We start from the raw sequence: 25,013 nt of genomic DNA, 5'->3' as shown, positions 1-25,013 counted from the left end.
AAGACAACCGCTGGAGACGCCCGGTGAGTTCCCCAGACCCGCAGGTTCGCGCAGCGCGAAACCACTCAACCTCTCCCGCCGCGCGCGGGCCCGTCGTCGCGGTCACCGGTGCCGCGTCCGGGGTCGGCGCGCTGCTCACCGCGCGGCTGGCCGCGTCGGAGGAGATCAAGCAGGTCATCGCCATCGACGAGCGGCGCGGTGAGTGCGCGGAAGCGCAGTGGCACATCCTCGATGTGCGCGATCCGGCCATCGCGGAGAAACTGCGCGGGGCGGACGTCGTCGTCCACCTCGCGCTCGACCTCGACCTGGAGACCGACCCCGCCGCCCGGACGGCGTACAACGTGCGGGGGACGCAGACCGTGCTGACCGCCGCCGCGGCCGCCGGGGTGCACCGCGTGGTGCTGTGCACCTCCGCGATGGTCTACGGCGCGCTGCCGGACAACGAGCTGCCCCTGTCGGAGGACGCCGAGCTGCGCGCGACGGCCGAGGCCACCGGTGTCGGTGACCTGCTGGAGATCGAACGGCTGGCGCGGCGGGCGCCCCGCGCGCACCCCGGCCTGAACGTCACCGTGGTGCGGCCGGCGGTGCTGGTCGGAGGCACCGACACCGCGCTGACCAGGTACTTCGAGTCGCCTCGGCTGCTGGTGGTGGCCGGGTCGCGCCCCGCGTGGCAGTTCTGCCACGTCGAGGACCTGTGCAGCGCTCTGGAGTACGCCGTCCTGGAGAAGGTCGACGGCGAGCTGGCCGTCGGGTGCGACGGGTGGCTGGAGCAGGAGGAGGTCGAGGAGCTGAGCGGGATCCGGCGCATGGAGCTGCCGTCGGCGGTCGCGCTCGGCGCGGCGGCCCGGCTGCACCGGATCGGGCTCACGCCGTCGCCCGCGGGCGATCTGGCCTACACCATGTACCCCTGGGTGGTGAGCGGCAGCCGGCTGCACGACGCCGGGTGGCGGCCGCAGTGGACCAACGAGGAGGTCCTCGCGGAGCTGCTGGAGGAGGTCTCCGGACGGCACACCGTGGCCGGGCGCCGGCTGGGCCGCAAGGACGCCACGGCGGCCGGGGCGGCCGGGGCGACGGTGGCTCTGCTGGGTGCGGCGGCGGTGGTACGGCGGGCGCGGAAGGCGCGACGGCGGATCTGAGGCCCGTTACGGCCGCCCGCACCCGTCCCCCTCCGGAGGGGGCTCCGCCCCACCCGCCCCCACCGGGGCTCCACCCCTGGACCCCTCCACAGTCACCGCGCGGCGCAGTGCACTGTAGGAGGATCCAAAGACGGGGCCCGGGGTGCCGGGGGAAACGGGTATTCCGGGTTGTCGGTGGGGTGAGGCACGATGGTGGCATGGCAGCCACGAACGATCATCCCGGTGAGCAGCGCGCTCAGGATCCCGTCAAGCTGATCGGCATCCGGGAGACGCCGCTCTCCGTGGACGAGGTGTTCCGGGCGGTCGGGGACGACTCCGCCGGAGGGACGGCGCTGTTCGTGGGGACGGTGCGCAATCACGACGGCGGGGCGGATGTCGACGCGCTCGGCTATTCGTGCCACCCGAGCGCCGAGGCCGAGATGCGGCGGATCGCGGAGAAGGTCGTCGCCGAGTTCCCGGTGCGCGCGCTGGCGGCCGTGCACCGCGTGGGTGACCTGCGGGTCGGGGACCTCGCCGTCGTCGTCGCCGTCTCCTGCCCGCACCGCGGCGAGGCCTTCGAGGCCTGCCGCAAGCTGATCGACGACCTCAAGCACGAGGTGCCCATCTGGAAGCACCAGCGGTTCTCCGACGGCACCGAGGAGTGGGTCGGCGCCTGCTGAGCACGGCGGCGGCACAGGCTCCGCAGACCCCCCGTTAAGCCGTCCCTCCGCTTGCGTAACCGCACCCCCGGCGTGAGCGTTGTCACTGCGGATGGTTAATCTGCTGATCAGTCAGTTGCGGACGCTCGTACGGGGTTGGGAGGTCGGCATGGCGGCGCTCGCCTGGTTGCTGATTCCGCTGGTGGCTGCGATCGGCGCGGGTCTGTGGGGCGTGTGGGCCAACAGGACCCGTAAGGTGCGTGGTGACGGACCCGAGCTCGACGGGTACGCCCGCTTCCGCGCGGCCATGGAGAAGTCCACCTCGGGCAGCTGACCGGCAGAGGCCGCCCTGACGGTGTGCTGACAGAAGCGTCCCGTACTGTCGAGACATGCCACGCCGCACTGCGACGATGCTCGCCTCCACCCTGATGCTGATCGCGCTCCTGTGCGCGGGAGTGCTCATCCCCGTGCCGTATGCGGAGATGTCCCCGGGGCCGACGGTGAACACGCTGGGCGAGCACGACGGCGAACCGGTGCTGCAGATCTCCGGGCGCAAGACCTATCCGACCGACGGTCACCTGAACATGACCACCGTCCGCGTCACCAGCGCCGACTACCGGATGAACTTGGTCGAGGCGGTCTACGGCTGGCTCGCGCACGACAACAAGGTCGTGCCGCACGACACCCTCTACCCGGACGGCAAGACCGAAGAGGAGTCCACGCAGGAGAACGCCGAGGAGTTCAGCCAGTCCCAGGAGAGCGCCAAGGTCGCCGCCCTGAAGGAGCTGGACATCCCGGTGCGGTCCTGGGTGATCGTCTCCACCGTCGTGAAGGGCTCCCCGGCCGAGGGCAGGCTGCACGCGGGCGATGTGATCAAGGCGGTCGACGGTACGGCCGTCAAGGAGCCCGCCGACGTCGCCGAGCTGGTGACCGAGCACAAGCCGGGCGAGGACGTGCGCTTCACGATCGTGCCCGCCAAGGAGCAGGCCGCCGCGGAGAAGGAGAAGCGGGCGCCGCGCAGGACCGAGCAGGTCACCATCACCACGAAGACCTCCGACGACGGCGGCGAGAAGCGTGCCATCGTCGGCATCTCCGCCGGTACGGATCACACGTTCCCGTTCACCATCGACATCAAGCTCGCCGACGTCGGCGGCCCCAGCGCCGGGCTGATGTTCGCGCTCGGCATCTACGACAAGCTCACCCCGGGCAGCCTCACCGGCGGCCGCTTCGTGGCCGGCACGGGGACCATCGACGACGACGGCAAGGTCGGGCCGATCGGCGGTGTCGAGATGAAGACCGTCGGCGCGCGCGACAAGGGCGCCGAGTTCTTCCTGACGCCCGCCGACAACTGCGCGGCCGCCGCGAAGGACACCCCCGAGGGCCTCACCCTGGTCAAGGTGGACACCATCGACGACGCGCTCGGCGCCCTGCGGGACATCCGCGACGGCGACACCGCCGGCCTGCCGAAGTGCGCCACGGGCTGAGCGGCTGAGCCGGCAGCGGCGCGGACACGGCTGGGGGCGCTCCGCACAGCGAGAGCGCCCCCAGCCGTGGTCGTGCCGGTCAGTCCTCGAACGTCGCGGCCAGCGCCTCCGCCAGGCCCGGCACCAGGTCGGAGCCGGTGAGCACCTCGGTCGGCGAGTCCTTCTCGCGCAGCCGCAGGGCCGACTCGCGGGAGCCGTCGCGCAGCACGGCCACCGTCATCCGCACCTCCTGCCGCTCGGGGTGCTCGGCCACCCACTTGGTCAGCGCGGCCTCGTCCAGGTTCTGCGGAACCTGGGCCTCCGCGGACGGCGGCAGCATCAGGCGCTCCACCGTGAGCGCGCAGCCGTCCACCGCGTCGGGCCAGGCGATGGTGCCGAGGAACTCGTCGAGCGGCTTGTCCGTCGGCACTTCGTCCTGCTCGATCGGGGTGAGGCCGGCGGCGGCCTCCTGCTCGTCCCCCAGGCCGAGCTGCGCCGCGAGGGCGGGTTCCTGGGCCCGCAGCCGCGCGGTGTCTACGAGGGCGAAAAGGCGGGCGGGCTGGTCCCAGCCGAGGCCGGAGGCGTACTCGTCGATCTCGAGTACGGCCCGGGTGAGCGGGCTCGCCGCCATGGGAGTGTTGGACATGGTCACAATCCTGCCTCGTTCCCGCCCGGAATCGGGAACCGAGTAAAGCGTGAGTAAGTTGCATAGGTGAGGGCCTACGATCACGGGGCCCTCCCACGGCCCGCGAAATCGGGGGCCTGACAGACCAACAGCGACTTTCGAGGTGCCACCTTGGCTTTCCAGATGCCGGACCGCGGCGGAGGCCCGACGGGGCCACGGATCAGAGTGGGCCGCCCGTCCCGGCGCGTCCGGACCCTCCTCATGACACTGGGCGTCCTTGCCGTCCTCGGCATGGCGTTCACCATGTTCGCGGGCTTCTGGACGGACTGGCTCTGGTACCGGTCGGTGAACTACTCGTCCGTCTTCACCACCACCCTGTGGACCAAGATCGGACTCTTCTTCGTCTTCGGCCTGCTCATGGCCCTGGCGGTCGGCTTCAACATCTGGCTGGCGCACCGGCTGCGGCCGCCGCTGAGCGCGATGTCGATGGAGCAGCAGAGCCTCGACCGCTACCGGATGGGCATCGCGCCGTACAAGAAGTGGCTGCTGCTCGGGATCACGGCCCTGGTGGGCCTGATCGCCGGCGCCTCCGCCTCCGGCCAGTGGCGCACCTGGCTGATGTGGGTGAACGGCGTGCCCTTCGGCCAGAAGGACCCGCAGTTCCACCTGGACGTCAAGTTCTACGCGTTCGACCTGCCCTGGTACCGGTTCCTGCTCGGCTTCGGCTTCGCCGCCGTGATCCTCTCCGTGATCGCCGCCGCGCTCACCCACTACCTGTACGGCGGACTGCGCGTCACCAGCCCCGGCGCCCGCGCCACGGCCGCCGCCACCGGGCATCTGTCGGTGCTGATCGGCATCTTCGTCGCCCTGAAGGCGGTCGCCTACTGGCTCGACCGGTACGGCCTCGCGGTGAAGTCCAGCGACTTCAAGGCGACGGACAACTGGACCGGCCTCAGGTATGTCGACGCCAACGCCTATCTGCCGGCCAAGACGATCCTGTTCTGCATCGCCGTCATCTGCGCGCTGCTGTTCTTCGCGACCATCTGGCGCCGCACCTGGCAGCTACCGCTGATCGGCTTCGGCCTGATGGTGCTCTCGGCGATCCTCATCGGCGGGCTGTACCCGGCGATCGTCCAGAAGTTCCAGGTCCAGCCGAACGAGCAGGCCAAGGAAGCGCCGTACGTCGAGAAGAACCTCAGGGCCACGCGTGAGGCCTACGGCATCGACGGGACCAAGGTCAGCGACTACCCGGGGACCAGCAAGACCGAGGACAAGGCGCAGCTGCGGGACGACGCGGACGGCGCGGCGAGCATCCGGATCATGGACCCGAACATCGTCTCGCCGACGTTCCAGCAGCTCCAGCAGATGCGGAACTACTACGCGTTCCCGACCAACCTGGACGTCGACCGCTACAGCCAGGACGGCAAGGACCAGGACACGGTCATCGGTCTGCGCGAGCTGAACCTGGCCGGCATCCCGAAGAAGAACTGGATCAACAACCACTTCCGCTACACCCACGGCTACGGCGTGGTCGCCGCCAAGGGCACCACCGCCGACTCCGAGGGCCGCCCGGTCTTCACCGAGTCGGACCTGCCGTCCAAGGGTGACCTGCCGGAGTACCAGCAGCGGATCTACTACGGCGAGAAGACCACCACGTACTCGATCGTCGGCGGTCCCCAGAAGGAGATCGACTACTCCGACGACAGCGGCGAGAAGACCTACAGCTACCAGGCGGACAGCGGGGTCAACCTCTCCAGCCCGGTCAACCGGGCCGCGTACGCGGTGGCGTTCAACGAGCCGCAGATCCTCTACTCGGGCGCCATCGGCGAGGGCTCGCGGATCCTGTACAACCGCACGCCCAAGGAGCGCGTCGAGGCGGTCGCCCCGTGGCTGACCATCGACGGCGACGCCTACCCGGCGGTGGTCAACGGCAAGATCCAGTGGATCGTCGACGCGTACACGACGACCAACGGCTACCCGTACGCCTCCCGTACGACCCTCGGTGACACCACCGCCGACTCGCTGACCGCGACCAACGACCAGCGCGCGGTGGTCGCCCAGCAGAACCAGGTCAACTACATCCGCAACTCGGTGAAGGCGACCGTCGACGCGTACACCGGCGAGGTCAAGCTCTACCAGTGGGACACCCAGGACCCGGTCCTGAAGACCTGGATGAAGGCGTTCCCGGACACGGTGGAGCCCAAGAGCGCCATCTCCGAGGAGCTGATGGCCCATCTGCGCTACCCGCAGGACCTGTTCAAGGTGCAGCGCGAACTGCTCACCCGCTACCACGTGAAGGACGCTACGACGTTCCTCAGCGGCAGCGAGGTGTGGCAGGTGCCGGACGACCCGACCAACAGGACGGGCGACGCGGTGCCGCCGTACTACCTGAGCATGAAGATGCCCGACCAGAAGGAACAGGCGTTCTCGCTGACGACCACCTTCACGCCCAACGGCCGCGACAACCTGAGCGCGTTCATGGCCGTCGACGCGGAAGCGGGCACCAGCGGCTACGGGCAGATCAGAATCCTGAAACTGCCGACGAGCACCACGGTCTCCGGACCCAAGCAGGTGCAGAGCCAGTTCAACTCCGAACAGGACATCGCCGAGTCCATCAGGCTGCTGCGAGGCGGCGACTCGGAGGTCGAGTACGGCAACCTCCTCACGGTGCCGCTGGACGGCGGACTGCTCTACGTGGAGCCCGTGTACGTCCGCGGTGGCGGGCTGAAGTACCCGCTGCTGCGCAAGGTGCTGGTGACCTACGGCGGCAACACCGCGTTCGAGAACACCCTGGAGGAAGCCCTCAACAAGGTGTTCGGCGCGGAGGGTTCGGCGCCGCAGCCACCCGAGGACGAGGGCGGTGAAGGCGACGGCGACACCACGACTCCGCCGACGACCGGTGATCCCACCGTCGAAGAGGCCCTCGCCGACGCGCAGAAGGCCTTCGACGCCGGCCAGGAGGCGCTGCAGAAGGGCGACTGGGAGGCGTACGGCCGGGCGCAGCAGGACCTGGAGGACGCGCTCGAGCGAGCCGAGGAGGCCCAGGGGCGCGCCGACCGGACCGGCGGGGGCGGTGGCTCCGGCGGGGAGTCCGGCGGTGACGGCGGAGGAGAAGGCGGCGGTGACAGCGGCGCCTCCGCCAGTCCCAGTCCGAAGCCGGCCTCCAGCAGCTGATCAAGTGTTCCCCCCGCGCCGTGATACGGTGGAGAAACAACGGCGCGGGGTGGAGCAGCTCGGTAGCTCGCTGGGCTCATAACCCAGAGGTCGCAGGTTCAAATCCTGTCCCCGCTACTGAAAGACGAAGGCCCGGATCCTCACAAGGATCCGGGCCTTCGTCGTGTGCGAACTCATGTGCCGACGCGGCGCATCGCCGTGCCGCCGTGGGGAGTTGGGCGATCTGTGTTTGACTTGTCTCTCTGTGGGCATGTCGACAAAACGCTGAAGTGACCTCACTGGCTTCGGTATACGAGGTGTACCCGGGTTGCGGGTGGTGCGACGATGGACGTTATGGGGGACATGGCAACTCTGTTCGAGACAGGGCGGTTTGTGCAGCCGACCGGCCAGGAGGAAACCCGTGACGAGGCCGCCGAGGCGGCCGAGGAGGCGCGGCACCGCATCGCCGCGGAGGCCGGTGACATCGAGGCGATGAGCGTTCTCGGGGCGATGCTGCTGCGCCGTGGCGATCTCGACGGAGCCGAGCCCCATCTGCGCGCCGCCACCGCCGCCGGGGACCGGGCCGCCGCGAACAACCTGGGCGTCCTGCTGCACCAGCGCGGGTACCCCGACGAGGCGGCCGGATGGTGGCGGATCGCCGCCGTCGCCGGTTCCGCCGCGGCGGCGCACGCGCTCGGGCGCCACTACCGCGAGCGCGGGGACGAGCCCGCCGCCGAGTACTGGCTGCGCCAGTCCGCCGAGCAGGGCCATGTGCTGGGCGCGTACGCGCTCGCCGACCTGCTGGAGCACCGCGGGGACGCCGAGGCCGAGAAGTGGTTGCGGGCCGCCGCCGAGCGCGGGCACCGCGAAGGGGCGTACCGGCTGGCGCGGGCGCTGGACCGCAGAGCCGCCGCCGCGGGGGACACCGACGGTGACAACGGTGTCGGTGGGACCGGGGGAGCGGTGGGAGCGGCGGAGGAGGCCGAGCAGTGGTACCGGCAGGCCGCCGCGCGCGGGCACCGCCGGGCCGCGCTGTACCTCGGGGCGATCCTGGAGCGGCGCGGCGAACTGAAGGAGGCCGGGCGCTGGTATCTGACGTCCGCGAAGGACGGGGAGGCGCGGGCCGCGTGCGCGCTCGGGTTCCTGCTGCGCGACGCCGGCGACGAGGAGAGCGCCGCCGTGTGGTGGCTGCGCGCCGCGCAGGAGGGCGACGGCAACGCGGCCAACGCCCTCGGCGCGCTGCACGCCGAGCGCGGGCAGACGCAGACCGCGGAACGCTGGTACCGGGCGGCGATGGACGCCGGGGACGTGAACGGCGCGTACAACCTCGGGCTGCTCTGCGCCGAGCAGGGGCGGACCGCGCAGGCCGAGCAGTGGTACCGGCGGGCGGCGTACGCCGGGCACCGCGAGGCGGCGAACGCGCTGGCGATCCTGCTGCTCCAGGGCGGGGACGAGACCGGGGCGGAGCCGTGGTTCTCCAAGGCCGCGGAGGCGGGGAGCGTGGACGCGGCCTTCAACCTCGGCATTCTCTACGCGGGCCGGGGGGAGGAGGACGCCGCCCTGCGGTGGTACGAGCGGGCGGCGGCGGCCGGGCACACCGAAGCGGCGCTCCAGGTCGGGATCGCGCGCCTGCGGGAGGGCGACGAGCTGGAGGCGGAGCGGCATCTGCGGTGCGCGGCGGGCGGGGGGAGCGCGGAGGCGGCGTACCGGCTGGCGACCGTGCTCGACGCGCGGCAGCCGGCGGGGGCCGGGCCGGAGCTGGGGGAGCCGGTGCACCGGCGGACCGAGTGCGAGGAGTGGTACGAGCGGGCGGCGTCGCAGGGGCACCGGCGGGCACAGGTGCGGGTGGGGATGCTGGCGGCGGCGCGCGGGGATGTCGTCGAGGCGGCGCGGTGGTACCGGGAGGCGGCCGAGGCGGGATCCCGCAACGGGGCGTTCAACCTGGGCCTGCTGCTGGCCCGGGAGGGGAGCGAGCCCGAGGCGGTCCTGTGGTGGAAGCGGGCCGCCCACGACGGGCACGGACGGGCGGCGCTGCGGCTCGCCCTCGTCTACGCGCGTCGCGGTGAGCTGGACGAAGGGCAGCGCTGGGCGGACCTCGCGGTGTCCCTGGGGCCGGCGGAGGTGGCCGAGCGGGCGGCGCGGCTGCGGGACGCGCTGCGGGAGGAACTGTCGGCGTGATTTGCCTCTGGCGGCACGTTGACGTAATGTTGCATTCGTCGACGCGGGGTGGAGCAGCTCGGTAGCTCGCTGGGCTCATAACCCAGAGGTCGCAGGTTCAAATCCTGTCCCCGCTACTGAAGATCGAGGGCCGGAATCCGGAAGGGTTCCGGCCCTCGGTGTTTCCTCGTGTCCCCGCGCCCCGCGTCCCCGTGTCTCGTGTTCCGTGTTCCCGTGCTTCAGGGCATGCGGAAGGCCCCGGCACCCATGGGTGCCGGGGCCTTGCCGTACCGGTCGTACCGCTGACTACGCCGACGCGCAGTTCGGGCAGATGCCGCGGTAGGTGACCTCGACGTCCGAGACCGTGAAGCCGAAGCGCTCGGAGTCGGGGAGGTCGGCCAGCGGGTTGCCGGTGGGGTGGACGTCGCGGATCGAGCCGCACTGGGCGCACACCAGGTGGTGGTGCGGCCGGTGCGCGTTCGGGTCGTACCGCTTGGCCCGCTTGTCGGTGGTGACCTCGATGACCTCGCCCAGGGAGACCAGCTCGCCGAGGGTGTTGTAGACGGTCGCCCGGGAGATCTCGGGCAGCTTCGTGACGGCTCGGGCGTGGACCTCGTCGGCCGTGAGGTGAACGTGCTCGCCGTCGAGGACCTCGGCCACAACGCGCCGCTGCGCGGTCATCCGCCATCCGCGTCCGCGCAGTCGATCAAGAAGGTCGCTCATGGCACCAGCCTAACAGCAAGGGACCTATGTCCCGAATGGGTGTGAAGTTGGAGTCTCCCCTGAATTGGAGACTTACTTGACTTAGACATTGTCTATTGTAGGATCGAGATCGGCGTTAGAACAAGGGACAGGGAAGACAGGAAGGTGCGTCCGTGACTCAGGGACCGCTCACCACCGAGGCCGGTGCTCCGGTAGCCGACAACCAGAACAGCGAGACGGCGGGCGTCGGTGGCCCGGTGCTCGTCCAGGACCAGCTCCTGCTCGAGAAGCTGGCCCACTTCAACCGTGAGCGCATCCCGGAGCGTGTCGTGCACGCCCGCGGCGCCGGTGCCTACGGCACCTTCACGGTGACCGCCGACGTCACCAGGTACACGCGGGCCAAGTTCCTCTCCGAGGTCGGCAAGCAGACCGAGGTCTTCCTGCGGTTCTCCACCGTGGCCGGCAACCTCGGCGCCGCGGACGCCGTCCGCGACCCGCGCGGTTTCGCGGTGAAGTTCTACACCGAGGAGGGCAACTACGACCTCGTCGGCAACAACACCCCGGTGTTCTTCATCCGGGACGCGATCAAGTTCCCGGACTTCATCCACACCCAGAAGCGCGACCCGTACACGGGCTCGCAGGAGGCGGACAACGTCTGGGACTTCTGGAGCCTGAGCCCGGAGTCCACGCACCAGGTGACCTGGCTGTTCGGCGACCGCGGCATCCCCGCCTCGTACCGCCACATGGACGGCTTCGGCTCGCACACCTTCCAGTGGAACAACGAGGCCGGCGAGGTCTTCTGGGTCAAGTACCACTTCAAGACCGACCAGGGGATCAAGAACCTCACCCAGGAGGAGGCCAACCGGCTCGCCGGTGAGGACCCCGACTCCCACCAGCGCGATCTGCGCGAGGCCATCGAGCGCGGCGAGTTCCCGAGCTGGACCGTGGGTGTGCAGATCATGCCGGCGGCCGAGGCGGCGACGTACCGCTTCAACCCGTTCGACCTGACCAAGGTGTGGCCGCACGCGGACTACCCGGTCATCGAGATCGGCAAGCTGGAGCTCAACCGCAACCCGCGGAACATCTTCGCCGAGGTCGAGCAGTCGATCTTCTCGCCCGCGCACTTCGTGCCCGGCATCGGTCCCTCGCCGGACAAGATGCTCCAGGGCCGGCTGTTCGCCTACGGCGACGCGCACCGCTACCGCGTCGGCATCAACGCCGACCACCTGCCGGTGAACCGCCCGCACGCGACGGTCGCCCACACCAACTCCCGTGACGGCTTCCTCTACGACGGCCGGCACGGCGGCGCAAAGAACTACGAGCCGAACAGCTTCGGCGGTCCGCAGCAGACCGGCCGGCCGCTGTGGCAGCCGTTCGACACGTTCACCGGCGGCACCGGCAACCACCCGACGCCGCGCCACGCCGAGGACGACGACTTCGTCCAGGCGGGCAACCTCTACCGGCTGATGAGCGCGGACGAGCAGGAGCGGCTGATCGGCAACCTGGCGGGCTTCATCGCCAAGGTCTCGCGCGAGGACATCATCGAGCGCGCGATCGGCAACTTCCGCAACGCGGACGCCGACTTCGGCAAGCGGCTGGAGGCCGCGGTCCAGGCCCTGCGCGGCTGAACAATCCGACCAGCACTGGATCGCTTGCCGTGGGCGGCGGGCCGGGTCCCCTCGGGGGCCCGGCCCGCCGTGCGTGCTACGCCGGTACGGCCGGCGCCGCGGTGACGTGCGGCCGGGCCGGGGCCCAGCAGCGGATGATGTCGCGCACCGAGACGATGCCGACCGGCTCGTCGCGGTCGAGGACGATGAGGTGCCGGAAGCCGCCGTGCGCCATGGCGCGGGCCGCGTCCTCCAGGGTCCACGCCGGGGTGGCGAAGACGACGTTGTTGGTGGTGTGGGCGTGCGCGCACTCCGTGTCCGGGTTCTGCCCGAGGCCGACGGAGTTGAGGATGTCGCGTTCGGTGAGGATGCCGAATGCACCGGCGTCCGGGTCGTGGACGACGGCCGCGCCGATTCTGCGCGCGGCCATCAGGGCGGCGGCCTGACGAAGGGTGTGCGTGGGGCCGATGGTCAGGACCACGGTGCTCATGGCGTCACGGACGAGCATGGGCTGGGAGCCACCTCCTCCTGAAGCCCTGACGATCCCCGGGGTGGGGATTGTTCAGGGATTCACAAGTGCACAAGTGGGGGGACTCTCAGAGTGGCAGGCAAAGAGAGGGCCAACAAGGGGGCGCGTGAAGCTCAGTGACGCCGGTTCAGGTACCCCAGCAGCTCGTCGTGGAGCAGGCCGTTCGACGCCGCCGCGTTGCCGCTGTGCGGACCCGGGCGGCCGTCCAGGCCGGTGAAGGTGCCGCCCGCCTCGGTGACGATGATCGCGTTCGCGGCCATGTCCCACAGCGACAGCTCGGGCTCGGCGCACAGGTCGACCGACCCCTCGGCCACCATCATGTACGGCCAGAAGTCGCCGTACGCGCGCGTGCGCCACACCTCGCGGGTCAGGTCCAGGAAGCCGTTCAGCCGGCCCTGCTCCTCCCAGCCGGAGAGCGAGGAGTACGCGAACGAGGCGTCCGCCAGCTTCGAGACCCGCGAGACGTGCAGCCGGGTCGCCTTCTGCAGGCTGCGGCCGGTGAACGCGCCGTGGCCCTTCGCCGCCCACCAGCGGCGGCCGAGCGCGGGCGCGGAGACCACGCCGACGACGGGCTGGTAGCCGCCCTCGCCGGCCTCCATCAGCGCGATCAGGGTCGCCCAGACGGGGACGCCGCGCACGTAGTTCTTGGTCCCGTCGATCGGGTCGATCACCCAGCGGCGCGGGCCGGTGCCCTCGACGCCGTACTCCTCGCCGAGGATCGCGTCCCGTGGCCGGGCGCGCTGCAGCTGGCCGCGGATGAGCTCCTCGGCGGCCTGGTCCGCTTCGCTGACCGGAGTCATGTCCGGCTTCGTCTCGACCTTGAGGTCGATGGCCTTGAAGCGGTCCATGGTGGCGGCGTCTGCGGCGTCCGCGAGGACGTGGGCGAGGCGGAGGTCGTCGAGGTAGTCCGGCATGTGAGGAACGGTATCCGGCGTGCGCGCTGCGGGGCCACACGGGGCGGGCCGCTGGCGGGGGATGCGATGCTGCGGGTATGCACGACACGTTCGCGGCGCGGCTCGACAGCGCGGAGGAGTGGCTGTCCGCCGCGATCGAGGACGCCCAGGAGGGGCACTGGGCGCGCGACGCCGTGGAGCGGCAGGTGATGGCGGACGTCGCAGCCGCGACCAACCCCCTCCACGGCGGACGGCTGCCCCCCTTCACCGGTGACCTCTGGCCCGTCCGGCTCGGGCGGATCGCCCATTGGGCAGGAGCGCTCCGGCTGGCCGCCCGCGCCGGAGGCTGGGACCTCACGCCCGTCGCCGGGCGCCGCCCGCCGCGCCCCGCGGGCATGGCCGTCCTGCTCTCCGGGATCTACGCGGTCGGCGAGCAGGGCGAGCTGTGGATGCGGCGGCTCCCGGCCGGCGAGACCCCGCCCGGGACGGAGGTGGCCCGGGCCGAGGGGTTCCTGTACGGGCCCGGGTCGGTGGAGGACCTGGAGCTCTTCTTCTACGACTGACCTGACCTCGCCGTACGTCCCGTGCCCCCGCCCCGCCGTCCCGCCGCCCCGCGCACGCGGTCCCTCGTGCGCCCTTTGTGCCTGCGTGGACCCTTGACAGTGGTTTTGACCGCGTCAAATCTGGGCGCAGGGCCGCCGGTCGGCGAGGGAGGCGATGATGCCTGCAGCGCGGGAGTCCCTGCTGGACGCCGCTTACCGGGCGCTCGCGCGCCGGCCGTGGCCGGCGGTGCGGATGGTGGACGTGGCCGCGGCGGCCGGGGTGTCCCGGCAGACGCTGTACAACGAGTTCGGCAGCAAGGACGGACTCGCCCGCGCACTGGTGCGGCGGGAGGCGGACGCGTGCCTGGCCGGCGTCGACCGCGCGCTCACCGCCCCCGCGGACACCGCGGAGCGGCTGACCGCCACCGCCGAGTGGATCGCGGCCGCCGCCCGGGAGAACGCGCTGGTCCGCGCTCTGCTCACCGGCTGCTGGAGCGAGCGGCTGCCCGCGCCGGCCCTCGCCGCCGCACCGTCCACCGCCGCCGTGCCCGCGCAGCGGCGCGCGGACGGTCCGCTGCCGTCACCCGGCGACTTCGTGGCCCTGGTCCGCGACCGGGCCGTCGCCGTCCTCACCGGGCCCGGCGACGGGCCCGGCCACGACGACGGCAAGGCGGAGAGCGGCGAGCTGGCCCGTTGCTGCGAGCTGGTGGTCCGGGTCGCGCTGTCCTGTGTGGCCGCGCCGCCGGGGGAGGGCGGCATCGCCGAGCTGGTGCGTCATGTGCTGCCCCGGCAGCCCGGCTAAGGAGGCGTCAGTGCGCCGAACCGGACAGCTGGAGCCCGATCACACCGAGGATCACCAGACTGATCGAGACGATCTTCAGCGTGGACACGATGTCACCGAGGAAGATCATCCCGTAGATCGCGGTGCCCGCCGCCCCGATCCCGGTCCACACCGCGTACGCCGGGCCCACGTCGAGCTTCTTCAGGGACAGGGTGAGCAGACCGAAGCTGCCCAGGGCGAAGGCGGCGAAGGCGATCGTCGGCCACAGCCGGGTGAAACCGTGGGACAGCTTGAGACAGACGGCGAAACCGGTTTCGAGCAATCCGGCCACGATGACCAGCAGCCACGCCATGTGCTGTCCTCCCGTTTGTCCCCGTGGATCCCCGTCAATCCCCGTTACGCACTGTGACCGCTTCGCTCGACTTTGGCCAAGCTTGATGGTGGCTCGGTGCGATTATGCCCTTACCGGACCGTCCCACGGACAAACAACGCGGAGGTCAGTCGCCTTCCCGCCGCTCCCGCGTGGCGAGCAGCCGGCGCAGCGAGTACAGGCGCGCCGGGTCGGCGTGACCCTGGGCGACCCAGTCGTCCAGCGCGCAGTCCGGCTCGTCGTGACCGCACGCGCGCGGACACCCCTCGGTGCCCGGCACCAGGTCGGGGAAGGCGTTGATCACCCGCGACGGATCGATGTGGGCCAGGCCGAAGGACCGTACGCCCGGGGTGTCGACCACCCAGCCGTCGGCGCCGGACAGGGGCAGCGCCAGCGCGGAGGTCGTGGTGTGCCGGCCGCGGCCCGTCACCGCGTTCACATGGCCGGTCAGCCGCCGCCGGTCCCGCGGGACGAGCGCGTTCACCAGGGTCGTCTTGCCGACACCGGAGTGGCCGACGAAGGCGGTGATCTTGCCGTTCAGATGCTCGCGCACCCGGTCCGCCGCGTCGCCGTTCTCCAGCTCCTCACGGCTGGTCACGACGTACGGGATGTCCAGGTCGCCGTACAGCTCCAGCAGTGTGTCCGGCGGGGCCAGGTCCGACTTCGTCAGCACCAGCAGCGGGGTGAGGCCGCCGTCGTACGCCGCGACCAGGCAGCGGTCGATCAGCCGCGGGCGCGGCTCGGGGTCGGCCAGGGCGGTGACGACGGCGAGCTGGTCGGCGTTGGCGACGACCACCCGCTCGTACGGGTCGTCGTCGTCGGCCGTGCGGCGCAGCACCGAGGTGCGCGGCTCGATCCGCACGATCCGCGCGAGGGTGTCCTTCGTGCCGGACAGATCGCCGACCAGGGCGACCCGGTCGCCGACCACGGCCGCCTTGCGGCCCAGTTCGCGGGCCTTCATCGCCGTGACCGTCCGGTCCTCGACCAGGCAGGTCAGACGGCCCCGGTCGACGGTGAGGACCATGCCCTCGGCGGCGTCCTCGTGCTTGGGCCGGATGTGCGTGCGCGGCCGGTTCCCCTTGCGGTTGGGGCGGCTGCGGATGTCGTCCTCGTCGGTGTGCTTGCCGTAGCGGCGCATGACTTTCCCCGCGTCCCTACGCCCCGAGCATCCCGGTCCACAGTTCGGGGAAGTCCGGGAGGGTCTTCGCCGTCGTCGCCACGTTCTCGATCTGCACACCTTCCACCGCCAGGCCCAGGATCGCGCCGGCGGTCGCCATGCGGTGGTCCTCGTACGTGTGGAAGATCCCGCCGTGCAGCGGGCGCGGGCGGATGTGCAGGCCGTCGGCGGTCTCGGTGACGTCGCCGCCCAGCTCGTTGATCTCCTTGGTGAGGGCCGCCAGGCGGTCCGTCTCGTGCAGCCGCAGATGCGCCACGCCGCGCAGCGTGGACGGCGAGTCGGCGAGCGCGGCGACCGCCGCGATGCCCGGGGTCAGCTCACCGACCTCGCCCAGGTCGACGTCGATGCCGTGGATCGCGCCGGAACCGGTGAACCGCAGGCCCTGCTCGGTCAGCTCGCAGGAGCCGCCCATCTCCGTGAAGATCTCCCGCAGCCGGTCGCCGGGCTGGGTGGTGCGGGCCGGCCAGTCCGGGATCACCACCGTGCCGCCGGTCACCAGCGCCGCCGCCAGGAACGGCTGGGCGTTGGACAGATCCGGCTCGACCGTCAGGTCACGGCCCAGCAGCGCGCCCGGCGTGACCCGCCAGACGTTCGGCTCGCCGCCCGACTCCGGGGTGTCCACCTGGGCGCCGACCGCGCGCAGCATCTCCACCGTCATCCGGATGTGCGGCAGGGACGGCAGCGTGGGGCCGGTGTGCCGCACCTCGACGCCCTGGTTGAAACGCGGCGCCGACAGCAGCAGCGCCGAGACGAACTGCGACGACGAGGACGCGTCGATCTCCACCCGGCCGCCGTCCAGGGCGCCCGAGCCGTGCACGGTCAGCGGCAGCGCGCCGCGGCCGTCGTCGTCGATCCGGGCGCCGAGCACGCGCAGCGCGTCGATGACGCCGTTCAGGGGACGCTCGTAGGAGCGGGGGTCGCCGTCGAAGCGGACGGGGCCGTCGGCGAGCGCGGCGACCGGCGGCAGGAACCGCATCACCGTGCCGGCGTTGCCGACGTCGACCGCGGCCGGGCCGCGCAGACCGTTGGGGAGCACCCGCCAGGCCTCGCCCGTGACGTCACGGGCCCCCACACCGGCCGAGCTGGACGACACCGTCTCCTCGATCCCCACGCCCATCGCGCGCAGCGCACCGGCCATCAGCAGGGTGTCGCGGGAGCGCAGCGGGCGGCGCACCCAGCCGGGCTCGCTCGCCAGCGCGGCGAGCACGAGGGCGCGGTTCGTGACCGACTTGGACCCCGGCACGTGGACCGTCGCGTCGACGGCTCCGCTCGCGTGCGGGGCGGGCCAGAGGGCGGGAGGGGTGGCGGGGTTCGGGGCCATGGGCCCCACTTTATAAGGAAGGGGGTGCACCGGCTGGTCGTCGGGTGCGGCGCCGTCGGGGCAGGTCGCTCCCCGCTCCCGGCCTCGCTCGAGCGGGGGGACCCCCATCACGGCGCGGCCGCCCGCCGGCACCGCCCCGCGCCCCCGAGGGCCAGGCGTCACCAGCCCAGCAGCCACCGTGCGCCGCCGGTCAGCGAGCACAGCGACACCGCGTGGAACAGGAACAGCCACACGCCGGCCGGCGCGTGCGTCAGACGGGCCAGCTGGTCGGCGTCGGAGTCGGGCGCTGGGCCCGCCCGCCCTACGCCGCCACCCCCGAAGGGCGCCTCCCGGCCCCTCCAGCGCCGCCGCTTCGACTGGAGCTCGAAGCCCGGGCGTACGCCCCCCAGCAGCAGGAACCAGACCACCGCGTACGCGAACGCCGCCTGCACCTGGGGACCGGTCAGCCAGGACACCAGGACGAACAGGCTGCCGGTCAGCACCACCGTCAGGGCGCCGTACGCGTTGCGGATCATCACCAGCATCGCGAGCAGCAGGGCCGTCGCCAGCCAGAGCAGCAGCGTGATGCGGCCGGCCGCCAGCAGGGCCGCGCCGCCCAGGCCCAGCAGGGGCGGCGCGGTGTAGCCCGCGGCGGCGGTGAGGATCATGCCGAGGCCGTACGGCTTGCCGCGGCTCACGGTCAGGCCGCTGGTGTCGGAGTGCAGCCGGATGCCGGTGAGGGTGCGGCCGGTGAGCAGGGCGACCAGGCCGTGGCCGCCCTCGTGGGCGATGGTGATCGCGTTGCGGGACAGCCGCCACAGGCCGGGCGGGGCGGTCACGGCCAGCGCGGCCGCCAGGGTGGCGAGCACCACCCACAGATCGGGGCCGGGCTGGGTGCCGACGAGTTCGTCCCAGAGCGAGGTGGCGGTGGTGTCCATGATTGCTGGGGCGCTCCCTCGGGTCGTACGGAGTCTGGCAGTGTGGCACGCATGTGCGGACGGTATGCAGCGAGTCGCAGGCCCGAGGATCTCGCGGGGATCTTCGGCATCGAGAAGTGGGAGGAGCCGGAGGAGACTCTTGAGCCCGACTACAACGTGGCGCCGACCAAGGAGGTCTACGCCGTTCTGGACCGCCCCCTGAAAGACGCGGACGACCCGCGTCCGGTTCGCCAGCTGCGCAGGCTCAGGTGGGGGCTCGTGCCGTCCTGGGCCAAGACGCCCGAGGGCGGCGCCCGGATGATCAACGCGCGCGCGGAGACCGTGCACGAGAAGCCCTCCTTCCGCCGCGCCTTCGCCGCCCGGCGCTGCATCCTGCCCGCCGACGGCTACTACGAGTGGGTCACCGGCAGCCAGGAGCGGGAGCTGGAGGTCGAGGGGCGGCGCAAGCGGCCCCGCAAGCAGCCGTACTTCGTGCTGCCCGCCGACGGAAGCGTGTTCGCGATGGCCGGGCTGTACGAGTTCTGGCGCGACCGCACGCTCCCCGACGACCACCCGCAGGCCTGGTGGGCGACCTGCTCGGTGATCACCACCGAGGCGGAGACCTCCCCGCTCGCCGTGGCGCCGGCCGAGGGCCCCGGCACGCTCGCCGAGATCCACCCCCGGATGCCGCTGATGCTCACCCCGGACCGCTGGGACGCCTGGCTGGACCCCTCCCGCACCGACCCCGACGACCTGCGCGCGCTGCTCGCCCCGCCGCCGCCCGGCCTGATGCGCGCCTACCCGGTGTCCACGGCCGTCAGCAACGTCCGCAACAACGGACCGGAGCTGCTGAAGGAGCTGGCGGCCCCCGAGGAGGGCACACTCTTCTGATGTGACGACCACCGAGACCACCCAGCTCGTCGAGACCGACGCGGGCACCGCCCGCGTCACCTGGCACCGGGCCCGCAAGGCCCGTCTCGTCCTCGCCGTCAGCCACGGCGCGGGCGGCGGGATCGAGGCCCGCGACCTGCGGGCGGTCGCCGCCGCGCTGCCGGGCCACGGGGTGACCGTGGCGCTCGTCGAGCAGCCCTGGCGGGTCGCCGGGAAGAAGATGGCGCCCGCGCCGAAGACGCTGGACACCGGGTGGCGGGGCGTCTGGCCCGCCCTCGCCGCACCGGGCCTGCCGGTGATCGCGGGCGGGCGCAGCGCCGGCGCCCGGGTGGCCTGCCGTACGGCCGCCGGGCTGGGCGCGGCCGGCGTGCTCGCGCTGGCGTTCCCGCTGCACCCGCCGGGCAAGCCGGAGAAGTCCCGCGCCGGGGAACTGCTGGGAGCGGGGGTGCCCACCCTCGTGGTGCAGGGCGGCAACGACCCGTGGGGGAGGCCCGGCGAGTTCCCCGACGGCGACTTCGAGCTGGTCGAGGTGGCGTACGCCGATCACGGCCTCGCCGTGCCGAAGCGGGCGCCGCTGGACCAGGCCGAGGCCCTGGCGGTGGTCACGGACGCGGTCGTGAAGTGGACCGGGTCGCTCGGGTAAGGCTTCGGAAAGAGTTCGGCAAGGCCTCGGGAATGTCCGGCGGGCGGTCGCTGTTGAGGCCGACAGAAGTGCTGACCGACCAGCACCGACGTCGTTGGAGAGGAAGTCCGCCGCATGGGTTCGACCTTCTGCCCGAGCCGTAGCAGCCGCTCTGACCTGGACTGGACGGTGCTGCACGCGGCCAAGACCGCCCCTGTTCGGGCGGCGGGCGGACCGGATCGTCGTCTATCCTCCGATTCGAGTGGGACTGGTTTCGGCCCCGCAAGTATTTTCGAGGAGGTGGGTCCGGTCAGCGGTACCGACGCAGGGACCGACAACGGCCAGGCGGAGCTGCCCGAGGGCCAGGGCATCAGCGCGGACACGAGTGCGGAGACCACCGCCGAGCGCAGCGCGCGCTTCGAGCGGGACGCACTCGAATTCCTCGACCAGATGTACTCGGCCGCACTGCGCATGACGCGCAACCCGGCCGACGCCGAGGACCTGGTGCAGGAGACGTACGCCAAGGCGTACGCGTCCTTCCACCAGTTCCGCGAGGGCACCAACCTGAAGGCGTGGCTGTACCGGATCCTCACCAACACCTTCATCAACTCCTACCGCAAGAAGCAGCGTGAACCGCAGCGCAGCGCGGCCGAGGAGATCGAGGACTGGCAGCTCGCCCGCGCCGAGTCGCACATGTCGACGGGTCTGCGCTCCGCGGAGTCGCAGGCGCTCGACCACCTGCCCGACTCGGACGTGAAGGAAGCCCTCCAGGCGATCCCCGAGGAGTTCCGCATCGCCGTGTACCTGGCCGATGTCGAGGGCTTTGCGTACAAGGAGATCGCGGACATCATGGGGACACCCATCGGAACGGTGATGTCCCGGCTGCACCGGGGCCGCCGTCAACTGCGCGGCATGCTCGAGGACTACGCCCGCGAGCGCGGGCTGGTCCCGGCCGGCGCCGGAGAGTCGTCGAACGAAGCGAAAGGCTCGGGCTCATGAGCTGCGGAGAGCCGCACGAGACGGACTGCAGTGAGGTCCTGGACCACCTGTACGAGTTCCTCGACAGTGAGATGCCGCCCCTCGACCGGGACAAGTTCCAGCACCACTTCGAGGAATGCTCGCCCTGCCTGGAGAAGTACGGGCTGGAGCAGGCGGTGAAGAAGCTGGTCAAGCGGTGCTGCGGGCACGACGAGGTGCCGACCGACCTGCGCGCCAAGGTCATGGGGCGGATCGAGCTCATCCGCTCCGGGCAGACCGTGCCCGAGCACGACGTGACGGCGACACCCCAGGAGTCCTGAACCCGCCCGGCAGGGTTCCGTCACCCGAATGTGCTAATCGGCGGACCATCAATCTGCACCCTCCCCCCGGCCACCCTAGGCTCCGAGCCTGGACAGACAGGGACGGGGCTGGGGAGGGACGTCGGCATGGAGACCGTTCCGGCACGGGCCCGGGTGTACGTCGCCGGTGTCGCCCTCGCCGCGCTGATCTGTCTGGCTCCGCTGCCCACGACGCCCGTCCCCTGGTGGGCGGTCGCGCTGCCGGCGGCCCTGTACGCCGCCGGCGAGCGGATCACCGCCCGCCGGTCGCCCGGCGCCTGCCAGCCCGTGCTGCTGGCCGGCGCCTTTCTGCTGCCGCCGCCCGCCGCCGCGCTCGTCGCGCTCCCGGGCGCGCTGCTCGCCCGGGTCGACCAGCGGCCGGTGCTGCTGCGCCGGATCTGGCGGGCCGCCGAGCCGGTCCTCGCGGTGTGGGCCGCGGCCCGGGTCTTCGGGCTGCTGGGCGGGCGGGCCGCCGTCGCCTCCGCCGACTTCCCGTACGCGCTGCTGCCCGCCGCCGCCGCGGTGCTGGTGTTCTGCGCGGTCCTCGCCCTCCTCGACGGCGGCGTCCTGCTGGCCGCCGAGCGGGTGCCGGCCCGCCGGGCCTGGCGGGGGCTGTTCACGCGCTCGCTCGTGCCGCTCGCCGTGCACGGGCTGGCCGGCCTGATGATGGCCGTGCTGTGGCGCAGCCGCTACGGGCCGGCCGCCTCCCTGCTCGTGCTGCTGCCGATGTGCGTCTCCTGGTGGGCCTTCGCCCAGTACCACCGCGAGCGGGCCGCCCACCAGGCCACCATCCGGGCGCTCGTGCAGGCCGTCGAGATCAAGGACGGGTACACCCGCGGTCACGGTGAGCGGGTCGGCCAGGCGTCCATGATGATCGCCCGTGAGCTGGGCATGGACGACGAGCGGGTCGAGGTGCTGCGGTTCGCGGGCATCCTGCACGACGTGGGCAAGCTGGGCGTGCCCACCCGGCTGCTGCGCAAGGACGGGCCGCTGACCCCCGAGGAGCGGCGGATCATCGAGCTGCACCCGGAGTACGGGCACGAGATGGTGCGGGGCATCTCCTTCCTCGGCGAGGCGCGGGCCGCCGTCCTGCACCACCACGAGCGGATGGACGGCAGCGGCTACCCCTACGGGCTCGTCGGCGACCGGATCCCCGAGTCGGCGCGGGTCGTCGCCGTCGCCGACGCCTTCGACGCGATGACCTCCACCCGCAGTTACCGGCGGGCCCGGCCCGTCGAGGCGGCGCTCGCGGAGCTGGAGCGGTGCGCGGGGGCCCAGTTCGACCCGCGGATGGTGGACGCGCTGGCGCGGGCCCTCGGCACCTACGGCTGGCGTCCGGCGGTGACCGCCGACGAGGTCCCGGCGCCGCGACCGCCGTCCCTGTCCCCCGCCGGGCACGGGGAAGCCGGGCGGGAGGGCGCCGGGCACGGGGAAGCCGGGCGGGAGGGCGCCGGGCGGGAGGGCGCCGGGCGGGAGGGCGCCGGGCGGGAGAGGGCCGGGCGGGAGGGCGCCGGGCGGGAGGGCGCCGGACGGGAAGGAGCCGGACGGGAAGGAGCCGGACGGGAAGGAGCCGGACGGGAGGGAACCGGCCGAGAGGGCGCCGGGCGCGAGGGAACCGGCCGAGAGGGCGCCGGGCGCGAGGGAACCGGCCGAGAGGGAGCCGGACGGAAGGAGTCCGGGGGTGCGCCCCACGCGGCCGGGCAGGACGGCGGCGCGGCCACCGGCCGGCAGGAGGCCCGCCGGTGACGACCTGCCTGCCGCGCACCCTCATCCACACCTGCGCCGCCCTGCTCAGCGCCCTCTGCCTCGCCGCCACGCTCTCCACCGGCCTCGCGGAGCGCGGTGTCGCGCTGGCGTTCGGCGCGCTGGTCGCCCTCGGGGAGCTGACCCGGTGGACCGGGGCCGAGCGGATCCGGGAGGCCGCGCCGGTCGGCGCCGCCGGGGCGCTGTCCTACGCCCTGCTCGGCGAGAACGCCGGCCGGCCCACCGGCCACGGCGTCGCCCAGGTCGTCTCCGTCGTCCTCGCCGCCTCGCTGGCCGGCTGCGTCCCGCACCTCGCGCGCGGCCAGGGGCCGACGTCCGACGACCTGGCCCGGCGGGTGCTCACCGCCGGCTTCGCCGCCGCCTGCTTCCAACCGCTGTACAACCGGGGCGTGTTCGACGGCTGGATCGGCCCCGCCTACGGTCTGCTGCTGCTGGCGCTGCTCGCCCTGACCGCGCTGTGCGACGCCGTGCTGGCCGCCGCGCTGGCGGGCTCGCGCACCGGCTGGCCGTTCGGGCCGCTGCTGCGCGACGAGCTGCGGGCCATGCCCGGTGCCGGCTCCGCGGTGTGCGCGACCGGCGCCGTGATCGCGCTCGGGGTCGCCGTCGCCGGGCTGTGGGCGCTGCCCGTGTTCAGCGTGCCGCTGCTGCTCACCCAGGTCGCCGTCCGCCGGTACGCCGCCGTGCGCGCCACCTACCGGCAGACCATCGCCTCCCTGGCCCGCGCCACCGAGATCGCCGGCTACACCCCCGCCGGGCACGCCCGCCGGGTCGCCGCGCTCAGCCGGGCCGTCGGCCGCGACCTGGGCCTGTCCGAGGCCGAGCTGACGGTCCTGGAGTACGCGGCGCTGATGCACGACATCGGGCAGCTCAGCCTGGTCGACCCGGTGCCCGCCGGGGCCACCGCCACGCTGCCCGCCGCCGAGCAGCGCAGGATCGCACTGCTCGGCGGGGCCGTCGTCCGGCAGACCGGGGTGAGCCCGCAGGTCGCCGAGATCGTGGAGCGGCAGGCCGATCCGTGCGCGGAGCAGCCGCTCGCCGCGCGGATCGTCCGGGTGGTCAACGCGTACGAGGAGAAGGCCCAGGGCGCCGGACCCGGCGGGCCCCTCACGGCGCTGGAGGAACTGCGCCTCGCGACGGCGGGGGAGTACGCCCCGGAGGTGGTGGAAGCGCTGGCCCGGGTGCTGTCACGGGACTGTCTGACCCTGCCCGTGGGTGGGTAACCCATGGGTAATGAGCGCCGCTCCAGGCGTACGTGGTTGGATGCGAAGGAGAGGGAGTCCGAGAGGCTGTCCGGGGGCACAGCCGGCCCACTCCACGGAACTGGCAGGCGGGAATCGTGAGGATCTTCGGCAAGGGACGGCACCGGCCCTCCGCCTCCTGGCGGCAGGCCACCGACCGTGCGTTCACGCTCATCGGCGACGGCCGGTACGAGGACGCGGGCGCGCTGCTGACACGCGCCGCCGATCTGGAACCCTGGCTGTCGGAGTCCTGGTTCAACCTCGCGCTGCTGCACAAGTTCCGGCACGACTGGGAGCAGGCGCGGGCCGCGGGCCTGCGGGCCGTCGCGCTGCTGGACCGGGAGACCGGGGCGCCCGACTGGTGGAACGTCGGCATCGCCGCCACCGCGCTCCAGGACTGGCCGCTGGCCCGCCGCGCCTGGCAGGCGTACGGGCTGCACGTGCCCGGCGGCGCCACGGACTCCGGCGAGCCCGTCGGCATGGACCTGGGCAGCGCGGCGGTGCGGCTGTCGCCCGAGGGCGAGGCCGAGGTGGTGTGGGGGCGCCGGCTCGACCCGGCCCGGATGGAGGTCCTGTCGATCCCGTTGCCGTCGTCCGGACGGCGCTGGGGCGAGGTCGTGCTGCACGACGGGGTGCCGCACGGGGAGCGGACCACGGCCGCCGGGCACACCTACCCCGTCTTCGACGAGATCGAGCTGTGGGCGCCCTCGCCGGTGCCGACCTGGGTGGTGCTGCTGGAGGCGGCCACCGAGGCGGACCGGGACGCGCTGGAGCAGCTGGCCGCGGAGGCCGGGTTCGCCGCGGAGGACTGGTCGTCGTCGGTGCGGCTGCTGTGCCGGATGTGCTCGGAGTCGCGGATGCCGGCGGACGAGGGGGACGGGGAGCATCTCGATCCCCACGACCACAGCGAGCCGGGGCATCCTGGCCCACTGGGGCACCGCACCGACGGGCAGCTGTGGGTGCCGGAACGGGAGTGCGGGGTGGCCGCGCCGGCCTCACTGGTCCGGGGTCTGCTGGACGGGTGGGTCGCGGACAGCCCGGACTCCAGGGACTGGCGGGACCTCGAAGAGGTCTGCTAGCGCCCTTGCCGGGTGGCGGTCCGTCGTGGCTGGTCGCGTCGTTCCGCGCGCCCCCGAGGGGTGCGTTGCCCGTACCCTGGATGCGCATCGCACCCTTGTTTTTCCTAGGAAGG

General features: G+C 72.5%; 23 protein-coding genes, 2 tRNA genes and 1 pseudogene. 18 read left to right on the top strand and 8 right to left on the bottom strand.

The features are described 5' to 3' along the window. Positions 1-23 precede the first annotated feature (23 nt). From AB0K92_RS12310 to AB0K92_RS12295, 4 genes are all read left to right on the top strand, one after another. Positions 24-1,136, top strand: a complete 1,113-nt coding sequence (locus AB0K92_RS12310; protein ID WP_365921951.1) for an SDR family oxidoreductase — start codon at positions 24-26, stop codon at positions 1,134-1,136. 197 nt (positions 1,137-1,333) lie between these two features. Beyond that, entirely contained in the window at positions 1,334-1,795 is a 462-nt protein-coding gene (locus AB0K92_RS12305; RefSeq protein ID WP_365921949.1) for a molybdenum cofactor biosynthesis protein MoaE, read from the top strand. A gap of 148 nt (positions 1,796-1,943) precedes the next feature. Continuing rightward, on the top strand, positions 1,944-2,108 hold the full coding sequence (locus AB0K92_RS12300) for a hypothetical protein (protein ID WP_166002213.1): 165 nt from the start codon (positions 1,944-1,946) through the stop codon (positions 2,106-2,108). Positions 2,109-2,163: 55 nt separating this feature from the next. Beyond that, positions 2,164-3,258 (top strand): PDZ domain-containing protein, encoded by a 1,095-nt coding sequence (locus tag AB0K92_RS12295; protein WP_365921947.1) that lies wholly within the window; start codon positions 2,164-2,166, stop codon positions 3,256-3,258. A gap of 79 nt (positions 3,259-3,337) precedes the next feature. On the opposite strand, the gene AB0K92_RS12290 is transcribed toward AB0K92_RS12295, so the two are convergent. Next, positions 3,338-3,883, bottom strand: a complete 546-nt coding sequence (locus tag AB0K92_RS12290; protein WP_166002215.1) for a PPA1309 family protein — start codon at positions 3,881-3,883, stop codon at positions 3,338-3,340. A 162-nt stretch (positions 3,884-4,045) separates the two neighbouring features. Between AB0K92_RS12290 and AB0K92_RS12285 the strand changes: the two genes are divergently transcribed. The 4 genes from AB0K92_RS12285 (at position 4,046) to AB0K92_RS12270 (ending at position 9,309) form a co-directional block, all read left to right on the top strand. Then, entirely contained in the window at positions 4,046-7,036 is a 2,991-nt protein-coding gene (locus AB0K92_RS12285) for a UPF0182 family protein (protein WP_365922059.1), read from the top strand. Positions 7,037-7,079: 43 nt separating this feature from the next. Continuing rightward, positions 7,080-7,153, top strand: a tRNA-Met gene (locus tag AB0K92_RS12280). 207 nt (positions 7,154-7,360) lie between these two features. Then, positions 7,361-9,193 (top strand): tetratricopeptide repeat protein, encoded by a 1,833-nt coding sequence (locus tag AB0K92_RS12275; protein WP_365921944.1) that lies wholly within the window; start codon positions 7,361-7,363, stop codon positions 9,191-9,193. A gap of 42 nt (positions 9,194-9,235) precedes the next feature. Next, positions 9,236-9,309, top strand: a tRNA-Met gene (locus tag AB0K92_RS12270). A 169-nt stretch (positions 9,310-9,478) separates the two neighbouring features. Here the strand turns inward: AB0K92_RS12270 and AB0K92_RS12265 are convergent. Beyond that, positions 9,479-9,895, bottom strand: coding sequence for a Fur family transcriptional regulator (locus AB0K92_RS12265; RefSeq protein WP_166002217.1), 417 nt, complete (start codon positions 9,893-9,895; stop codon positions 9,479-9,481). Positions 9,896-10,047: 152 nt separating this feature from the next. On the opposite strand from AB0K92_RS12265, the gene AB0K92_RS12260 reads away from it, so the two are divergent. After that, complete coding sequence (locus AB0K92_RS12260) at positions 10,048-11,502, top strand: catalase (RefSeq protein WP_365921942.1); 1,455 nt, start codon at positions 10,048-10,050, stop codon at positions 11,500-11,502. Between the two features lie 76 nt (positions 11,503-11,578). On the opposite strand, the gene AB0K92_RS12255 is transcribed toward AB0K92_RS12260, so the two are convergent. Then, on the bottom strand, positions 11,579-11,989 hold the full coding sequence (locus AB0K92_RS12255; RefSeq protein ID WP_166002219.1) for a CBS domain-containing protein: 411 nt from the start codon (positions 11,987-11,989) through the stop codon (positions 11,579-11,581). Positions 11,990-12,123: 134 nt separating this feature from the next. Further along, entirely contained in the window at positions 12,124-12,924 is an 801-nt protein-coding gene (hisN, locus tag AB0K92_RS12250; protein WP_365921939.1) for a histidinol-phosphatase, read from the bottom strand. Positions 12,925-13,001: 77 nt separating this feature from the next. Here hisN and AB0K92_RS12245 point away from each other — a divergent pair, with 77 nt between their 5' ends. Beyond that, entirely contained in the window at positions 13,002-13,466 is a 465-nt protein-coding gene (locus AB0K92_RS12245) for a hypothetical protein (protein WP_365921937.1), read from the top strand. 154 nt (positions 13,467-13,620) lie between these two features. After that, positions 13,621-14,247, top strand: coding sequence for a helix-turn-helix domain-containing protein (locus tag AB0K92_RS12240; RefSeq protein WP_365921935.1), 627 nt, complete (start codon positions 13,621-13,623; stop codon positions 14,245-14,247). A 7-nt stretch (positions 14,248-14,254) separates the two neighbouring features. Here the strand turns inward: AB0K92_RS12240 and AB0K92_RS12235 are convergent, their stop codons facing one another. The 4 genes from AB0K92_RS12235 to AB0K92_RS12220 form a co-directional block, all read right to left on the bottom strand. Continuing rightward, entirely contained in the window at positions 14,255-14,578 is a 324-nt protein-coding gene (locus AB0K92_RS12235; protein WP_365921933.1) for a multidrug efflux SMR transporter, read from the bottom strand. A gap of 145 nt (positions 14,579-14,723) precedes the next feature. Continuing rightward, positions 14,724-15,734, bottom strand: coding sequence for a ribosome small subunit-dependent GTPase A (gene rsgA / locus AB0K92_RS12230; RefSeq protein WP_365921931.1), 1,011 nt, complete (start codon positions 15,732-15,734; stop codon positions 14,724-14,726). 16 nt (positions 15,735-15,750) lie between these two features. Continuing rightward, a complete protein-coding gene (gene aroA / locus AB0K92_RS12225) occupies positions 15,751-17,094 on the bottom strand; it encodes a 3-phosphoshikimate 1-carboxyvinyltransferase (protein WP_166002224.1) in 1,344 nt (447 codons plus the stop codon). 158 nt (positions 17,095-17,252) lie between these two features. Beyond that, the gene (locus AB0K92_RS12220) at positions 17,253-18,011 is read right to left on the bottom strand and encodes a M50 family metallopeptidase (protein WP_365921929.1); all 759 of its coding nucleotides are present in this window, start codon (positions 18,009-18,011) and stop codon (positions 17,253-17,255) included. Positions 18,012-18,062: 51 nt separating this feature from the next. Between AB0K92_RS12220 and AB0K92_RS12215 the strand changes: the two genes are divergently transcribed. The 7 genes and pseudogenes from AB0K92_RS12215 (at position 18,063) to AB0K92_RS12185 (ending at position 24,900) form a co-directional block, all read left to right on the top strand. Beyond that, positions 18,063-18,881 carry an SOS response-associated peptidase gene (locus AB0K92_RS12215; protein ID WP_166002226.1) on the top strand — a complete coding sequence of 273 codons (819 nt, stop codon included), beginning with the start codon at positions 18,063-18,065 and terminating at the stop codon, positions 18,879-18,881. A gap of 1 nt (position 18,882) precedes the next feature. Continuing rightward, positions 18,883-19,524, top strand: a complete 642-nt coding sequence (locus AB0K92_RS12210; RefSeq protein ID WP_365921927.1) for an alpha/beta family hydrolase — start codon at positions 18,883-18,885, stop codon at positions 19,522-19,524. A 279-nt stretch (positions 19,525-19,803) separates the two neighbouring features. Further along, a complete protein-coding gene (locus AB0K92_RS12205) occupies positions 19,804-20,502 on the top strand; it encodes a sigma-70 family RNA polymerase sigma factor (protein ID WP_206313135.1) in 699 nt (232 codons plus the stop codon). Further along, entirely contained in the window at positions 20,499-20,801 is a 303-nt protein-coding gene (gene rsrA / locus AB0K92_RS12200) for a mycothiol system anti-sigma-R factor (RefSeq protein ID WP_043503995.1), read from the top strand. Before AB0K92_RS12205 ends, rsrA begins: the two co-directional genes overlap by 4 nt. Positions 20,802-20,927: 126 nt before the next feature. After that, positions 20,928-22,175: pseudogene (locus AB0K92_RS12195) on the top strand (HD-GYP domain-containing protein); the annotation flags it as partial. Between the two features lie 386 nt (positions 22,176-22,561). Further along, positions 22,562-23,803: an HD domain-containing protein gene (locus AB0K92_RS12190; protein WP_365921925.1), complete on the top strand. Its 1,242-nt coding sequence runs from the start codon at positions 22,562-22,564 to the stop codon at positions 23,801-23,803. A gap of 116 nt (positions 23,804-23,919) precedes the next feature. After that, a complete protein-coding gene (locus tag AB0K92_RS12185; RefSeq protein WP_365921923.1) occupies positions 23,920-24,900 on the top strand; it encodes a hypothetical protein in 981 nt (326 codons plus the stop codon). The last annotated feature ends 113 nt before the right edge of the window (positions 24,901-25,013 follow it).

The sequence above is a fragment of the Streptomyces sp. NPDC052687 genome (assembly GCF_040678395.1).
GTDB lineage: Bacteria > Actinomycetota > Actinomycetes > Streptomycetales > Streptomycetaceae > Streptomyces.
The sequence above is the reverse complement of the archived record's forward strand: the minus strand, read 5'-3'. Positions and strand labels throughout refer to the sequence as shown.